The sequence below is a fragment of the Nocardia sp. NPDC051911 genome (genome assembly GCF_040681035.1).
GTDB lineage: Bacteria > Actinomycetota > Actinomycetes > Mycobacteriales > Mycobacteriaceae > Nocardia > Nocardia sichangensis.
The window spans coordinates 137,693-153,821 of the sequence record NZ_JBFAXY010000001.1 but is presented as its reverse complement, the minus strand read 5'-3'; the positions used below and the strand labels follow the sequence as shown (position 1 = coordinate 153,821).

At 70.1% G+C, this 16,129-nt stretch carries 15 protein-coding genes; 12 read left to right on the top strand and 3 right to left on the bottom strand.

What is annotated here, in order from left to right; genetic code table 11:
* Positions 1–209 precede the first annotated feature (209 nt).
* Complete coding sequence (pnuC, locus tag AB0L97_RS00880; protein ID WP_364424428.1) at positions 210–905, bottom strand: nicotinamide riboside transporter PnuC; 696 nt, start codon at positions 903–905, stop codon at positions 210–212.
* Positions 906–1,048: 143 nt separating this feature from the next.
* On the opposite strand from pnuC, the gene AB0L97_RS00875 reads away from it, so the two are divergent.
* From AB0L97_RS00875 to AB0L97_RS00860, 4 genes are all read left to right on the top strand, one after another.
* Complete coding sequence (locus tag AB0L97_RS00875; protein ID WP_355071802.1) at positions 1,049–1,852, top strand: ABC transporter ATP-binding protein; 804 nt, start codon at positions 1,049–1,051, stop codon at positions 1,850–1,852.
* Positions 1,853–1,967: 115 nt separating this feature from the next.
* Complete coding sequence (locus AB0L97_RS00870) at positions 1,968–2,714, top strand: ABC transporter permease subunit (protein WP_355071804.1); 747 nt, start codon at positions 1,968–1,970, stop codon at positions 2,712–2,714.
* Between the two features lie 46 nt (positions 2,715–2,760).
* Positions 2,761–3,558 (top strand): ABC transporter permease subunit, encoded by a 798-nt coding sequence (locus AB0L97_RS00865; protein ID WP_355071806.1) that lies wholly within the window; start codon positions 2,761–2,763, stop codon positions 3,556–3,558.
* Between the two features lie 69 nt (positions 3,559–3,627).
* Complete coding sequence (locus AB0L97_RS00860; RefSeq protein WP_364424425.1) at positions 3,628–4,716, top strand: ABC transporter substrate-binding protein; 1,089 nt, start codon at positions 3,628–3,630, stop codon at positions 4,714–4,716.
* Here AB0L97_RS00860 and AB0L97_RS00855 read toward each other — a convergent pair whose 3' ends face one another.
* Positions 4,717–5,748 (bottom strand): XdhC family protein, encoded by a 1,032-nt coding sequence (locus AB0L97_RS00855; protein ID WP_364424423.1) that lies wholly within the window; start codon positions 5,746–5,748, stop codon positions 4,717–4,719.
* Positions 5,749–5,761: 13 nt separating this feature from the next.
* Positions 5,762–6,358 (bottom strand): NTP transferase domain-containing protein, encoded by a 597-nt coding sequence (locus tag AB0L97_RS00850; protein WP_355071810.1) that lies wholly within the window; start codon positions 6,356–6,358, stop codon positions 5,762–5,764.
* A gap of 136 nt (positions 6,359–6,494) precedes the next feature.
* Here AB0L97_RS00850 and uraD point away from each other — a divergent pair, with 136 nt between their 5' ends.
* The 8 genes from uraD (at position 6,495) to alc (ending at position 15,972) form a co-directional block, all read left to right on the top strand.
* A complete protein-coding gene (gene uraD / locus AB0L97_RS00845; protein ID WP_364424421.1) occupies positions 6,495–6,998 on the top strand; it encodes a 2-oxo-4-hydroxy-4-carboxy-5-ureidoimidazoline decarboxylase in 504 nt (167 codons plus the stop codon).
* A complete protein-coding gene (gene uraH / locus AB0L97_RS00840) occupies positions 6,995–7,312 on the top strand; it encodes a hydroxyisourate hydrolase (RefSeq protein WP_355071813.1) in 318 nt (105 codons plus the stop codon). The genes uraD and uraH overlap by 4 nt, the downstream gene beginning before the upstream one ends.
* A 2-nt stretch (positions 7,313–7,314) precedes the next feature.
* On the top strand, positions 7,315–8,220 hold the full coding sequence (gene pucL, locus AB0L97_RS00835; RefSeq protein WP_364424418.1) for a factor-independent urate hydroxylase: 906 nt from the start codon (positions 7,315–7,317) through the stop codon (positions 8,218–8,220).
* A complete protein-coding gene (locus AB0L97_RS00830) occupies positions 8,208–9,569 on the top strand; it encodes an 8-oxoguanine deaminase (protein WP_364424416.1) in 1,362 nt (453 codons plus the stop codon). Before pucL ends, AB0L97_RS00830 begins: the two co-directional genes overlap by 13 nt.
* A 565-nt stretch (positions 9,570–10,134) precedes the next feature.
* Positions 10,135–10,977, top strand: coding sequence for an FAD binding domain-containing protein (locus AB0L97_RS00825; protein WP_364424414.1), 843 nt, complete (start codon positions 10,135–10,137; stop codon positions 10,975–10,977).
* Positions 10,977–13,739, top strand: coding sequence for a molybdopterin cofactor-binding domain-containing protein (locus AB0L97_RS00820; protein WP_364424412.1), 2,763 nt, complete (start codon positions 10,977–10,979; stop codon positions 13,737–13,739). The genes AB0L97_RS00825 and AB0L97_RS00820 overlap by 1 nt, the downstream gene beginning before the upstream one ends.
* Positions 13,736–14,950 carry an aldolase/citrate lyase family protein gene (locus tag AB0L97_RS00815; protein ID WP_364424410.1) on the top strand — a complete coding sequence of 405 codons (1,215 nt, stop codon included), beginning with the start codon at positions 13,736–13,738 and terminating at the stop codon, positions 14,948–14,950. Before AB0L97_RS00820 ends, AB0L97_RS00815 begins: the two co-directional genes overlap by 4 nt.
* 44 nt (positions 14,951–14,994) lie before the next feature.
* Entirely contained in the window at positions 14,995–15,972 is a 978-nt protein-coding gene (gene alc / locus AB0L97_RS00810) for an allantoicase (protein WP_355071820.1), read from the top strand.
* The last annotated feature ends 157 nt before the right edge of the window (positions 15,973–16,129 follow it).

The window sequence follows — 16,129 nt, the reverse complement described above, 5'->3', positions numbered from 1 at the left end:
CGCTCACATGCCGGAAATCGTTCCTACCAGCGGTGGTGCGGCGCGGTCATCGGGATGTCGAGCAACTCGGGCTCTGTGCGGTTTTGGGCTTCTTCGCAAGTGTGGCAAACATGTGGCACCGCATATATTCCCAGTATTGGGAATGGCGTGAAGGCCGGATCAGGCTGGTAGCGAACGAATTACTGATTGATGGACCGGGTGCCGGCCGGTCACCGATCGGCGGTGCTGAATCGATTCAGCGGCGTATCGGCGCCGGTGGGTCGGCGCATGGCTCGCGCCCAAACGAGGAATCCCCAGGCTACGAATCCCGCGTAGACCAGATACAGCGTCGCCGACGGGTAGTAGCCCGCACGCACCAGCAGTGGAATGCCGACCAGGTCGACCGCGACCCAGATCAACCAGAACTCGGCCAGCCCCCTGGCCATGCCGTAGGTGGCCAGCACCGAGCCGGTGAAGATCCATGCCTCGGCCCACGGGCCGTAGGAACCGAGCCATTCGAAGAGCTGGGCGAAAACGGCCGTGCCCGCGAGCATCGCCACCACCAGGACGACGCGTTCGCGCGTGCTCGCCCAGCGCGGGTCGACGCCGCGGTGCTCGAGCGCGGTCCCGCGTGCCGCGTGCCGGTACCAGCTCCACCAGCCGTACACGCTGACCGCGATGAACATCAGCTGGCGTCCGGCCTGTCCGGCCATGTTCAGCTGCTGCGGAGTGTGGAACACCCCACCGACGAATACGGTGAACAGCAGCGCGTTCCCGGCGATGCCGACGGGCCAGGCCCAGACCCGCCGCCGCATGCCGCCGATCGCGGAAGCCAAGCCGAAGCCGTTGCCGACCACCTCGCGCCAGAGGATCTCCGAGCCCGCGATGTGCAGCTTGGCGTCGAGCAGCGTGAGGATCGGGTTCACCTGTCGTGTAACCCGCGGCGGGGCGTATCTCATCCGTTCGGATCGCCGCGATCGGAAATGCGCGGTGCGGACCGTAACGATTGCGCAATCTGGCGACGCCATTCGCAATGTCCGTGCAACGGGGTGCTCCTATGGTGGCCGTCATGAGCACGGAGAGCGATACCGCCGGGGGGACCGGAATTCATCTCAGCGGATTGACCAAGACCTTCCGGGTCGGGCGGAAAACCGTGCAGGCGCTGGCGAGCGTCGATCTGCACACCGAGCAGGGCGCGTTCCTGTCGCTGCTCGGTCCGTCCGGCTGCGGCAAGTCGACGGTGCTGCGCATTCTCGCTGGCCTGGAGACGCCGACGGCGGGCAAGGCGCTGATCGACGGCTCGACGCCCGCCGAACTGCGCGGCAAGCACGCGTTCGGCATCGCCTTCCAGGATTCGGCGCTGCTGCCGTGGCGATCGGTGGCGTCGAATATCGCGCTGCCGCTCCAGGTCGCGGGCATCACGCCGGAGCCGGGGCAGATCGATGACCTGATCCGCCTGGTCGGGCTGGACGGCTTCGAGAAGGCCAAGCCCGCGCAGCTGTCCGGCGGCATGCGCCAGCGCGTCTCGATCGCGCGCGCACTGGTGGTGAAGCCCACCGTGCTGCTGCTGGACGAACCGTTCGGAGCGCTGGACGACATGACCAGGCAGCGGCTCAATCTGGAGTTGCTGCGGATCTGGACCGAGAAGCCCGCGACGACGTTGATGGTGACCCATGGCATCGCGGAGGCGGTGTTCCTGTCCGACGTGGTGGCCGTGATGAGCCCGCGGCCGGGGCGGGTGCTGGAACTGGTCGAGATCGATCTGCCGCGTCCACGGCTGCCCGAGATGATGCGGACACCGGAATTCCACAAGCTGCACGACTATCTGTCCGAGCTGCTGTTCGGGACCGCCGGAAAAGGAGGCGTCGCATGAACGAGCACCAACCGGAACGCTGTGTGCGGCACCGTAAGCCGGGCTGGCAGCGGGCGAGCGTGCGCACTGGGCCGCTGCGGCGGCAGCCGTGCGTCCGGCGGACAGGGGATACGGCGTGAAGCGCTTCGGCGGCGTGCTCGGCGTGCTGGGGCTGGTCGCGGTGTGGTGGGCGCTCGCGGCGTTCGAGGTAGCGGGCGGCACCATACCGAGTCCCTGGCAGGTGCTGCACACCATGTACTCCGACGGATGGGGCCTGTACGGCCCTAATTTCCGGATCACCGCGCTCGGCGCGCTGCAGGGATTCGTCTGGGGCAACGGCCTGGCCATCGCCCTGGCCGTCCTGATCGTGCTGGTCCCGCCGATCGAGTCGCTGGCGACCCAGTTGGCGATCCTGAGCTATTGCACTCCGCTGCTCGCGCTGGGCCCGATCATCCTTGTGGTGTTCGGCGGACGCACCCCGACGGTCTTCCTTGCCGCGATGTACTGCTTCTTCACCACTATGGTCGGCACCGTCGCCGGGTTGCGCTCGGCCGACCGGACCAGCCTGGAGCTGGTGCGCGCCTACGGCGGCGGACGCTGGCAGCAGTTGTACCGGGTGCAGGCGATCTCGGCGCTGCCGAGCACGTTCGCGGCGTTGAAGATCGCCGCGCCGTCGGCCGTGCTCGGCGCGATCATCGGCGAGTACCTCGGTGGCGTGGACAGCGGCATCGGGGTGGCGCTGACCGCCGCCCAGACCTCCTACAACGTGCCACGCACCTGGGGCATGGCGCTGGCGGCCGCCGCGCTGGCCGGACTCGGCTACGCGCTGGTGGCGCTGGCCGCCCGCCTGGCCGCGCCCTGGACCGTCCGGGAGGCGCGATGAAGATCTCCACGCGCGTTGCGCTGCACCAGGTCACGGGGGAGGTCCGATGAATCTGCTGCGACGGATCGGGATCTTCCTTTTCCCGCTGTGCACATCGCTGGTGCTGATGCTGGTGATCTGGTACGTCTTCCTGAAAGCGTTTCCGCAGGTCGGCCCGCGGGTGGGCAAGACGCCCGGCGATATCTGGACCTACTTGGTGACGGCGCCCAACGCCGCGACCGCGCGGCAGGCGATCCTGGACGACCTGCAGATCACGCTGCGTGACGCGGCGCTCGGGTTCGGCGCGGGCATGCTCGCCGCATTGGTGGTCGCCGCGCTGTTCGTGTCGTTCGCCGCGATCGAGCAGACCTTCCTGCCGGTGGCGATGCTGCTGCGCTCGGTTCCGCTGGTGGCGCTCACGCCGATCATCGTGCTGGTGTTCGGCCGCGGCCAGGCCGGGGTCGCGGTGCTCGCCGCGATCGTGGTGTTCTTCCCCGCGCTGGTCATGATCATGGCGGGATTGCGCAACGCGCCGCGGCAGGCGCTGGAACTGGTGGCCGCGTACGGCGGATCGCGGTGGACCGGGCTGCGCATGGTGGCCGTGCCCGCGGCGCTGCCCTCGGTGTTCGCCGCCGCGCGGATCTCGGTGCCGGGTGCGCTGATCGGCGCGTTGCTCGGTGAGTGGCTCGGCAGCGGCACCGGCCTGGGCGCCGGCTTGATCCGGGCGATCCCCACGTTCCAGTACAGCAAGTTGTGGGCATCGATCGTCATCGTCACGCTGGTCTCGGTGGCGCTCTACGCGATCGTCGGTGTCGTGGAGAACCTGGTGCTGGCCCGGTTCGGACCGGAAGCGGGACGACTCTGACCGAACCGAATTCCTCGCTCGGAACGCCAAAGTAAAGAGAATGAAACGCGCTGCGCTTAGATTCGGCCCATGACACCCGCGCACCGCTCCACGTTCGGGCACCTGAACCGACGCTCCTTCCTCCGTTACTCCGCATTCGCCGGCGCCGCGCTCGGCGGTGCGGGCGCACTGGCCGCCTGCGGAGGGAGCTCCGGTGATTCGCCGGGCGGTACCACCGCGGACGGATCGAAATACGGCGGCGTCGCGGTGCAGCTTTCCTGGCTGAAGAACATCGAATTCGCGGGCGAATACTTCGCCGACTCGAAAGGCTATTTCAAGGAGGCGGGTTTCGGCTCGGTCGACTTGATCGCGGGCGGCGCGGCCAGCACGTCGGTAGAGGCCGGATTGGATACCGGGAAGGTGTGGCTGGGCCTGTCCGCGCCGCAGACCACCGCACCCGCGATCCTGGAGGGCCTGCCCGCCAAGATCGTCGCCACCACGTATCAGAAGAACCCGTTCGCGATCGTGTCCTCCGCGGCGAAACCGATCAAGTCGCCCGAGGACATGAAGGGCCGCAAGATCGGTGTGCAGGACACCAACCAGTTGATCTTCAACGCGCTGCTCACCGCCAACGGGTTGAAGCCGGGCGATGTCACCGTCGTGCCCGCCCAATTCGACCCGACCCCGCTGGCCAACGGGGAGGTCGACGGATGGGTCAGCTACGTGACGAACGAACCGATCACGCTGGCGGCCAAGGGCTTCCAGAACACACACTTCTTATTCGCCGACTTCAATCTGCCGCTGGTCGCCGAGACGCTCACGGTCGCGCAGTCCACCATCGACAAAGAGCGCGACAAGTTGAAGGCGTTTCTGGCCGCCGAGATCAAGGGCTGGAAGGACGCGGTGGCCGATCCGGCCGAAGCGGCCCGGCTCGCGGTCGAGGTGTACGGCAAGGATCAGAAGCTCGATCTCGCCGAGCAGACGAAAGAGGCTGTCGCGCAGAACGATCTAGTGGTTTCGGCGGATACCGCCACGGGCGGACTGCTCTCGATGACCGACGCCCTGATCGAACAGAACATCGCCGCGCTGCGTGCCGCGAAAATAGACATCAAGGCCGCGCAACTGTTCGACCTGTCCGTATTGCGCGAGGTGTATGCCGAGCACCCCGGCCTGAAATGATCAGAGACCCACAGCGGTTTTCGGCGTGATCGGGATTTCGCCGCTGTACGGATCGACCGCTCGCACCGGCTGCGCGGCGCGGGCGGCCAGCAGTTCGGCCGCGATCGCGACGGCCATCTCGGGCGCGGTGCGTGCGCCGATGTCGAATCCCGCGGGCGAGTGCAGCCGCGACAGCGTCTCCTCGCCGAAACCACCTGCGCGCAGGTCCTCCATGCGCCGGATGTGCACCTGGCGTGACCCCATGGCGCCGAGATAGCCGACCTCGGGTAGTCGCAGCGCCACGGTGAGTAGTGGAATTTCGAATGTGGGATCGTGCGACAGCACGACTATGGCTGTGCTGCTGTCGATTTCACCTGCCGAGGAGAGGATGTTGAGGTAGCGGTGCGGCCAGTCGACCACCACCTCGGCGCCGGGAAACGATTCCGGCGTAGCGAAATTGGGGCGAGAGTCGCAGATGGTCACTCGGTAACCGAGCAACCTGGCCTGCACGGTGAGTGCGGCGGCGAAGGAATTGGCGCCGAAGATGATCAGGCGCGGCGGCGGAGCGAACGAGGCGACGAAGACATCGGAATCGGGTAGCGCGACCAATTCGGTGGCGTGCCGCTTGTCGGTGATCAGGTGCTGGCCGATCAGGTCGGCATCGGAGTTCCACACCACCGTGAAGACGGTGACCCTGCGGTGGGCCGCGATCTCGGCGGCGACCTCCGGGAACTCCGGGAAGTGTCTTCGAGAGAACGGTTCGGTGAAGACGTCCATCATTCCCTCGCCGTGCGCGCCCCCGTCCACGCCGCCGGCCACGCCGAAACGGTGCATCGCGCGGCGGCCGGTCCGCGCGGCCTGGAGCACGGACTCGTAGGCGATGTCCTCCAGCCCGCCCGCGGCGACCGATCCGTAGACGCCCCCGTCCGGGTCGACCAGCATCGCCGAGCCCACCGGTAAGGGCGCGGAGCCCACGGTGCGCACGATGGTGCCGAGTCCGCCGGTCCGGCCCGAGTACCACACCCGCAACAGGTCGTCGACGATGTCCCGCATCAGCTAGCTCCGATCACCGTGCGGTCGTGGCCGGGAAGTCACGATCGACGCCCGTCGCCAAATCGTCGCACGTGACGCACACCATATCGTTTCTGCCGGTCAAATAGGTGCGGGCGCCGGAATCTCCTGCGGCCGACCCACAAACCGCATTCCAGTGCTTGTGGGCTATAACAACAGGGTGTCCAGGTGTGTCGTGGAACACAGCGCGTGCCAGACCGCTGGGTGCCGCGAGCGCGGCGGCGAGCACCCGGGCGACCGCGTCGGCGCCGACATCGGGGGTGTCCACCGGCATGATCGCGGCGTAGCGCGCGGGGGTGCCGGCCGCGGCGATCAGGCCCGCCCGTAGCGATGCGCTCAGTCCGGTCGCCCAGTCCGCCGCCCAGACGTGCCGTACGCCCGGCGGCAGGTCGACGATCCCCGGCGTCGGGCCGGTCGCGCCGAGGACCACGATGACCGGGTCGCAACCTCCGCCGCGCAGCGCGGCGACCGTGGACCGTAGCCAGGCGCCGTCCTCGGCGAGCACTTTGGGTTTTCCGTAGCGGGTTCCGGCGCCCGCGGCGAGCACGACGCCCGCGCAGGGTGCGACGGCGGGGCGATCAGGGTCGGCCATGCCTCAAAGGTAATACCGGCCGGTCTGCGCCGCATGATGGGAAACCGGTGCTCAGGCGTGGTTCCGGAGCGACACGCCGAAGGCGATCCCTCCGCTTCCGGTGGCGGCTCGTCCGGTCGTATTCGATGCTGGTCCGATGACGGATCAGCGACGCGGTATCGCGGCGTTCGACGCGCTGTCCGCCGACGCGGCCTACCGGGCGGCGCTCGGCTGCTGCTCGTCGCCGGAGTTCGCGCGGTCGCTGGTCGCGGGCCGTCCGTACCGGAGTGTCGAGGCGCTGCTCGAGGCGGCGGACGGAGCGTTGGCACGGCTGCCGGAGTCCGAGCTCGACTCGGCCATGGCAGGTCACCCCAGGATCGGCGAACGACCGCATTCCGCCGCTTCGGCGCGGGAGCAGGCCGGAGTGGCGGGTGCGGCCGACGCGGTACGCGCGGCGCTCGCCGAGGGCAACCGCGCATACGAGGAACGGTTCGGGCACATCTACCTGGTGTGTGCGAGCGGAAAGTCGGGTGAGGAGCTGCTCGCGCTGCTCACTGCCCGGTTACGCAATGATCCCGAGACCGAAAGGCAGGTCGTGCGAACAGAATTGGGCAAGATCAATCGGATCCGGCTGCGGGCGCTGCTGGCGGAGCTGTCATGAGCACGCTGAGCACCCATGTGCTGGACGCGGTGCGCGGCGTGCCCGCCGCGGGTGTCACGGTGACGTTGTACCAGCAGGAGCGGCAGCTCGATTCGGGCGAAACAGGCGCGGACGGGCGAATCCGGGCATTGGGCGAAGCGCTCGAAGCCGGAACCTATCGGTTGGTGTTCGACACCGGCGCCTACTTCGCGGGTCAGGGGGTGGAGACCTTCTATCCCGAGGTGAGCATCGCGTTCGCCGTGACGGAGGAACGGCGCTATCACGTCCCATTGCTGTTGTCGCCCTTCGCCTTTTCCACCTATCGAGGGAGCTGAGCATGGAACTGACCGGGCCCATCGTGCTGACCGACCACCGATACGGCAAGGCGGAGAACCGGGTCGTCCGGATCCACCGGCAGAGCGCACGGCACGAGATTCGCGACGTGAACGTGTCCACGGTGCTGCGCGGCGATTTCGCCGACGCGTACGTCGCGGGCGACCAGGCGAAGGTCCTGCCCACCGACTCACAGAAGCAGACGGCCTATGCCTTCGCGAAGCGGCCCGGGTTGCGGGCCATCGAGGGCTACGCGCTCGCGCTGGCCGATCATTTCGTCGCCGAGATCGAACCGGTGCGCAGCGCGCGTATCGAGGTCGACGAATACGCCTGGCAGCGCGTGACGGTCGACGGTGTGGAACATGATCACACCTGGGTGCGGCAGGGACCGGAAGTGCGCACCGCGGCGGTCACCGTGGCGGGGAAGGGCGCCGAGCGGCGGGCCTGGGTCGTCGGCGGGGTGAAGGACCTGATCATCCTCAAGTCGACCGGCTCGGAGTTCGCCGACTTCCTGAACGACGAGTTCACCGTGCTCGCGCCGACCCGTGATCGGATGCTGGCTACGTCACTGATCGCCGAATGGCGTTTCGCGAGCAGCGCGGGCATCGACTGGGACGAGGTCTACACCGGCGTGCGGGCGCGGCTGGTGGAGACCTTCGCGACGCTGCATTCGAAGGCGTTGCAGCAGACGCTGTTCGAGATGGGCAAGGCCGCGCTGACCGCGTATCCGGTGCTGGCCGAGATCCGGCTCGCGGCGCCGAACAAGCATCACTTCGACTACGACTTGGGCCGCTTCGGCATCGAGAACCACGGGGAGGTCTACCACGCCGACGACCGCCCCTACGGGCTGATCCACGCCACCGTTGCGCGGGCCGACGCGCCGGAAGCGGGTCCCGCGTGGAGCAGGTGACCGTCATCGCGGACTGCGCCGTCGCGACCGTCGACGCCCAGGGGACCGAGTACGCCCGCGGGTACGTCGTCGTGCGGGGCAACCGGATCGACGCGGTCGGCGCGGGGGATCCGCCGGACCTCGGCGCGGACGCGCGGCACGTCGACGGGCGCGGCTGCCTGCTGACGCCCGGGTTGGTGAACACCCACCAGCACCTCTACCAATGGATCACCCGCGGCCTGGCCACCGACCACACGCTGTTCGAATGGCTCACCACGCTCTATCCGGTCTGGGCGGGCATCGACGAGGACGGGGTGCGCGTGGCCGCCACCGGTGCGCTCGCCACTCTCGCGCGCACCGGGTGCACCACCACCACCGATCACCACTACGTGTTCCCGCGCGACGGCGGTGACCCGCTCGCCGCCGAGATCGCCGCGGCGGCGCAGGTGGGCCTGCGGTTCCATCCCTGTCGCGGCTCGATGGATCTGGGCGCGAGCGCGGGCGGCCTGCCGCCCGATCACCTGGTGGAACGCCTGGACGACATCCTCGCCGCGAGCGCGGAGGCCGTCGCGCGGTGGCACGACCCGTCGTCCGACGCCATGCTGCGGATCGCGCTCGCGCCGTGTTCGCCCTTCTCGGTCACCCCCGACCTGCTGCGCGAGTCGGCGGCGCTGGCCCGCGAGCTCGGGGTCCAGCTGCACACCCACCTCGCCGAGACCATCGACGAGCAGGACTATTGCCTGGCGACCTTCGGCTGTACGCCCGCGCGGTACCTGCAGGGGCTGGACTGGTTCGGTCCGGACGTCTGGTACGCGCACGCCGTCCACCTGGACGACGACGCGCTCGCCGCCCTCGCGGAGACCGGTACCGGCGTGGCGCATTGCCCCACGTCGAACGCGCGGCTCGGCGCGGGCATCGCCCGCGTGGCCGACCTGGTCCGCGCGGGCGTTGCGGTGGGGCTCGGCGTGGACGGCGCGGCGAGCAACGAGGCCGGTTCGATGATCGAGGAGCCGCGCCACGCCTTGCTGTGGGCGCGCAATCGGGGCGGCCCGCACGCGATGACCGTGCGCACCGCGCTGGAACTGGCCACCATGGGCGGCGCGCGGGTGCTCGGCCGCGCCGCCGACATCGGTTCGATCGAGGTCGGCAAGCTGGCGGACCTGGCGCTGTGGCGGCTGGACACCGCCGCGCACGCCGGGATCGCGGATCCGGTGACCGCACTGGTGCTCGGCTCGCCTCCACCGCTGGCGGCGCTGCTGGTGAACGGGCGCGAGGTGGTGCGCGACGGCGAGGTGCGGACGGTCGACACCGACGTGGTCGCCGCCGAGGTGGCGCGGGCGCAGGCGAAGCTGCTCGCGAAGGCGGGGTGAGCGACTCGCGCGCAGCAGCCCTCGGCGGCCCTGCCGGAGTGCGGGATCGGCCTACCGGCAGCGGGTGCTGTCGCCGTACGGCCTGTGCCGGTCGAAGCGGGGGACGTGGGCCGGGGGAGTTCGCCCACCTGCCTTACTGTGCCGCGAGCAGCATCGGGAACCGGGCGGTGCTGTCGGTGTGGCCGGGCCGGGAGTTGGTGCCGCGGCGCGCGGCACTCTCGCCCAGCCGCGTAGTTGGGCGTGGCGGGAATGCCGGGTGCGGTGGCGATATCGTCGCCCAGCCGTTCGTCGAGGAGAATCGTCACGCTGATCTGGGCGGGGTGTCGTGCCTGGTCAGGCCGGACGAGCAATACTGAAGCAGTGTCGGCTCGGACGGCCGGTAGGCGGGCGCGAGCCGTGGTGTCGCGGACGGCACGCCCGCGTAAGCGCGCGGCCGGGGCGGTTCCCGGGCGCGGGCGCCCGTCGCGCGGCGAGGTAACGGCCGCGCAATCTGACGTGCGTCGCGCGCAATACGGCGGCAACCGACTGGCTCTACGGTGACGGAGAGGCAGGAACGAGGTGAGACGTGGACCTGGACACGATTCGCGAGGTGGTGGTCGCTCGCGAGCGCGAAGACCTGGCCGTGCTCGGTGCGTCCACCGCGGTGCTCGCCGGAGGAACCTTCCTGTTCTCCGAGCCGCAGGATCAGCTGCTGCGCCTGGTCGACATCACCGGCCTGGGGTGGCCCGCGTTCGAGATCGTGGATGGCGGACTGGACATCGCCGCGACTTGCACCCTGGCCGAGTTCGCCGGAGCCGCGCCGGGCCGTGAGTTGGGGACGGGGGTGTTGCGCGACCCGTGGCCGGGGACCGCGCTGTTCGCCCGGTCCTGCCGGGCGCTGCTGGCCTCGCACAAGATCTGGCGCACCGCGACCGTCGGGGGCAACGTCTGCCTGGCGTTGCCCGCGGGTGCGGTGCTCGGCGCGCTGGTGGCGCTCGACGGAACGGCGCTGGTGTGGGCCGCGGACGGCGCCGATCGGGAGATTCCGATGCGGGAGTTCGTCCTCGGTCCGGGTCGTACGGCGCTGCGCCCCGGCGACGTGCTGCGCTCGATTCGCCTGCCGCGCTCGAGTCTGTTGGCCCGCACCAGCTTTCGAAAGATCGCGCTCGCCCCGCTCGGCCGCTCCGGCGCCGTCGTGATGGGGCGGAGGGAAGGCAGTGGCCGTAGCGCGGTCACGATCACGGCCGCCACGAGCAGGCCCGTCGTGCTGGACTTCGCCGCCCCGCCCTCCGAGGGCGAGATGCGCGATGCCATGCACACGATCGACTCGGCGTTGTGGTTCGACGATCCGCACGGGTCGCCGGAGTGGCGCAGGCATGTCTCGGGAGTGCTCGCCGACGAGGTCGCCGCGGAACTGCGGGGAAGCTGATGCGATTCGAAGTGGACGGCAGGACCGTCGACATCGCGGCGCGGCCGGGTCAGTGCCTGCGGACGGCGCTGCGCGACAGCGGCAACCTGGCGGTGAAGAAGGGCTGTGACACGGGCGATTGCGGGGCCTGCTCGGTGCTGGTCGACGGAATGACGGTGCACTCCTGCGTCTTTCCCGCGTTTCGCGCCGCCGGACGCGCTGTCACCACCGCCGCCGGACTCGGAACGCCCGAGCATCCGCACCCGGTGCAGCGCCGGTTCGTCGCCGACGCCGCGTTCCAATGCGGGTTCTGCACCGCGGGCATGGTGGTCACGGCCGCGGGGCTCGGGTGTGCCGCCGACGAGCAGGCCGGCGTGTCGGGCGACGAACTCGCCGAGCTGATGAAGGGCAACCTCTGCCGCTGCACGGGTTACCGCGCCATCCGCGCCGCGCTGGGCGAGCAGCTCACTCCGGACGATCCTGCCGCCGTGGCACCGGATCCGGCCGCGCCGATCGTGGGAGCGGGCGCCCCGGCCGGGCCGCGCATCGTCTCCGGACGCGAACCGTACACCTTCGACTTGCCGCGACCGGGCGACGCCGACACCGCGCCACCGTCCGCGCCGCTGCACATCGCGGTGCTGCGAAGCCCGCACCCGCATGCGCGAATCCGCTCGATCGGCACCACCGCCGCCGAGGCACTACCCGGCGTGTACGCGGTGCTCACCCATGCCGACGCGCCGGACGTGCCGTTCTCCACCGCGCGGCACGAGCTGCGCACCGACGACCCCGACGACACCTACGTGCTCGACCGCACGGTTCGCTTCGTGGGGCAGCGGGTGGCCGCGGTGGTGGCCGACAGCGTCGCGATCGCCCGCGAGGGATGCCGTCTGCTGGAGGTCGACTACGAGGTCCTGCCCGCGGTGTTCGATCCGCAGGACGCGCTGCGCCCCGACGCGCCGAAACTGCACGGCGACAAGCCCCCCTCGGCCCGGATCGTCGATCCCGGCCGCAACCTGGTCGCCGAACTGCACGGCGAGGTGGGTGACGTCGCCGCGGGTCTGGCTGCCGCGGCGCATGTCGTACGCGGCGTCTGGGATTCGCCGCGGGGTCAGCATGTGCACTTGGAGACACACGGCGGCGTCGGCTGGCTGGACGACGCCGGACGCCTGGTCATCCGGTGCAGCACCCAGGTCCCGTTCCTGGTCCGCGACGAATTGTGCCGCCTGTTCGGCCGGTCGTCCGCGCAGGTGCGGGTATTCGCGGCCAGGGTCGGTGGCGGGTTCGGCGCGAAACAGGAGATGCTGGCCGAGGACCTGATCGCGCTGGCCGTGCTGCGCACCGGCAGACCGGTGCAATACGAGTTCACGCGCTCCGACGAATTCACCGCCGCGACCTGCCGCCATCCCATGCGGGTCGCGGTGACGGCGGGGGCCGACGCGCGCGGTGTGCTGACCGCCTTGGCCGTCGACGTGCTCGCCGACACCGGCGCGTACGGTAATCACAGCGGCGGGGTGATGTATCACGGCGTCGGTGAGTCGGTGGAGCTGTACCGCTGTGCCAACAAGCGGGTCGACGCGCAGGCGGTGTACACCAACAACGTCCCCTCCGGCGCGTTCCGCGGATACGGCCTCGGGCAGGTGATCTTCGCGGTGGAGTCGGCTCTCGACGAACTCGCGCACGCGCTCGGCATGGACCCGTTCGAACTGCGCCGCACCAACGCGGTAGTGCCGGGCGACCGGTTCGTCGGCGCCGCGGTGAACGAGAGCGACCTCATGTTCGGCAGCTACGGCCTGGACCAATGCCTCGACCTCGCCGAACGAGCGCTGCTGCGCGGCAACGACGTGCACGCGCCCGGCCCGGAGTGGCGGGTGGGTACGGGCATGGCCGCCGCGATGATCGCGACCGTCCCGCCGCGCGGTCACCGGTCGACCGCGACGGCCGCGCTGCTGCCCGACGGCCGCTACGAGATCCGGGTCGGCACGGCGGAATTCGGCAACGGAACGACGACGGTGCACGCGCAGCTCGCCGCTACCGCGCTGGACACCGAGGTGGACCGCATCGTGGTCCGGCACGGCGACACCGACCTGGTGGACCACGACACCGGCGCGTTCGGCTCCACCGGCATCGTGGTCGCGGGCAAGGCCGTCTACGCGGCGGCGTGCGCGTTGCGCGGGCTTCTGCTGGCCAGGGCGGCGGAACTGACCGGCGTCGCCGAGCGGGACTGCGCGCTGAACTCCGGCGGCGTGCACTGCGGCGACCGGCTGCTCACCGCCGCCGAACTGCTGACCGGTGGCGACCTCACCGCGCGCGCCGAGCACGACGGCAGTCCCAGGTCGGTGAGCTTCAACGTGCACGCTTTCCGCGTCGCCGTGCACCCGGACACCGGGGCGGTGCGCATCCTCCAATCGATCCAGGCCGCCGACGCGGGGACGGTGCTCAACCCGGTGCAGTGCCGCGGGCAGATCGAGGGCGGCGCGGCTCAGGCCATCGGCACGGCGCTGTACGAGGACATGCGCAGCGCGCACGGTGTGGTGGGTGCGCAGACCCTGCGGCACTACCACATACCGCAATTCGCCGACGTACCGCGCACAGAGGTCTACTTCGCCGAGACGTCCGACTCGCTCGGTCCGTTGGGGGCCAAGTCGATGAGCGAATCGCCGTACAACCCGGTCGCGCCCGCGCTGGCCAACGCGATCCGCGACGCGGTCGGCGTGCGGCTGTACGGGCTGCCGATGACCGCGGACCGGGTCTGGGCCGCCCTGCGGGAGAAGGGATCACGATGACGAAGGTGCCGGAGAACGTCCGCGCCCGGATAGAGGCGATGCTCGACGCGGTCGACACCGAGCTGCGCCGCCGATACCCCGGCTCGAACGGTCGCTCGCAACCGATCCACACCGTGTACGTCCCGGCCGACCGGGTCACCGAGGAGACTCCCGGGGAATGGGGCGCGACCGCGGTCGAACTACTCGACCGCCACCACGATCTGCTGACCACTCTCGACGGCACCGATTCGCTTCCCGACGTGCGCAAACGGCTGGAAGCCGACCCGGTCCAGGATCTGCGCATCGACTTCGAGGACGGCTACGGCCTGCGCGCCGACGCCGAGGAGGACCGCGCGGCCACGGCGGCGGGCGCGGTGCTGGCTGCCTGGGCACGGCGCCCCGGAGGCCCGGCGAGCAGCGGCATCCGGATGAAGGGTTTGGGCGGCGGCGAGCGTCGCCGCGCGCTGCGCACGCTCGGCCTCGTGTTGGAGGGCGCGGGCGGCGTGCCCGAGGGGTTCGTCTTCACGGTGCCGAAGATCCGTGCGGCGCAGCAGGTTCCCGCCCTGGTGCAGCTGTGCGTAGGGCTGGAACGCGGGTACGGCATCGCCGAGGGCAGCCTGTGCTTCGAACTACAGATCGAGAGCCCGCAGGCGATCCTGGCCGCGGATGGCACCGCGCCGGTGGCCGCCATGCTCACCCTCTCCGAAGGACGATGCAGCGCGTTGCATTTCGGTACGTACGACTACACCGCCGCTTGTGGGGTCGCCGCACCGGATCAGGCGCTCGACCACCCGGCCGCCGATTACGCCAAGGCGGTCATGCAAGTCGCGGCCGCGCAGACCGGGGTGTGGGTATGCGATGGTTCCACCCAGATCGTGCCCGACGCCGACCCGGAGGCCGCGCTGCGCAACCACCACCGATTGGTTGCCCGGGCGTTGCGGCGCGGGTACTACCAGGGCTGGGACATGCATCCGGGTCACTTGGTCACCCGCTGGCTGGCCACCTACGACTTCTTCCGCCGGGCGATCGACGTCGCGGTGCCGCGCCTGCGGGACTACGTCGCTCGACGCGGCGGCGACATCGTCGACGAGCCCGCCACCGCGGAAGCGCTGGCCGCCACGGTGCTCCGTGGCATCGATTGCGGTGCCCGCCCGGACGCGGGGACTCCGGAACTCACCGAGACGGTTCTGCGAGCCCTGGCGGCACGCGCGCCGATACCGGAGGCGCCGTGATCGGCCATCCGAACGGGACGATCCCGCACGACACAGGAGACGCGATGCGTGACCGGGGCGACGACGACGAATTCACGCTGCTGCCGGACCTGGCGGTCCGGCCGCTGGGCGGTTCGGTGATCTGGGCGAACGACGAATTCTTCGCGGAGAAAGAGAATCTGATCAACCCGGGGCCCGCCCAGTACCGGCCGTCCGACTTCGGGCACAAAGGACAGATCTACGACGGCTGGGAGACCCGCCGACACCGCGGGCAACCCGGCGACGACGCCGCGATCGTGCGGCTCGGCGTGCCCGGCGTGATCCGCGGGATCGTGGTGGACACGGCGTGGTTCAAGGGCAATTACCCGCCCGCCGTCTCGGTGTCCGCGTTGGAGGTCGAGGACTATCCGCCCGCGGAAACCATCGCCGCACGCGACGATTGGGTGATGCTGGTCGATCGCTCGCCGATTGCGGGCGACCACCGCAATCCTTTCGCCGTCGAGAACGAGAAGCGCTGGACGCATGTGAAACTCACCATGCACCCCGACGGCGGCGTGGCCAGGCTGCGGGTGCACGGCGAAGGACGGCCCGACCCGCGCCTGCTCGGCCTCGGTCCGCTGGACCTGGCCGCGCTGGAGAACGGCGCGCTGGTGCTGGACTGCTCCAATCGCTTCTACAGCTCGCCGAACCAGTTGCTGTATCCCGGCTGGGCCCGGTCCATGGGTGAGGGCTGGGAGACCGCCCGCCGCAGGGACGACGGCAACGACTGGGTGCGCATCCGCCTGGCCGGGCCGGGACTGATCCGGCTCGCCGAGCTGGACACGTCCTACTTCCTGGGCAACAGTCCGGGCGCCGCCCGGCTGACCGGTCGCACCAACGACGGCACCGAGCTGGAGTTGTTGCCGCGCACCCCGCTCCAACCCGACACCAGGCACCGGTTCCCGATCGCGCCGATGGCGGCGTCGGTGGAGGAGGTGCGGCTGGACATCTACCCGGACGGCGGGCTGGCGCGGCTGCGCCTGTACGGAGAGCTCGGCGCATGAGCGGGCGAATGTCGGCAGTGTGTCGGGCCGCGCCTGCTCGGCGTATGTACGCGTGGGCGTCCACACGGTGTGGAGCTGCGCCTGCGGGGCGAGCTCGGCACATGAACACGCGGGCATCGGCAGCGCGTACCGAGCAGTGTTTTCGTGAGGCGCGCTG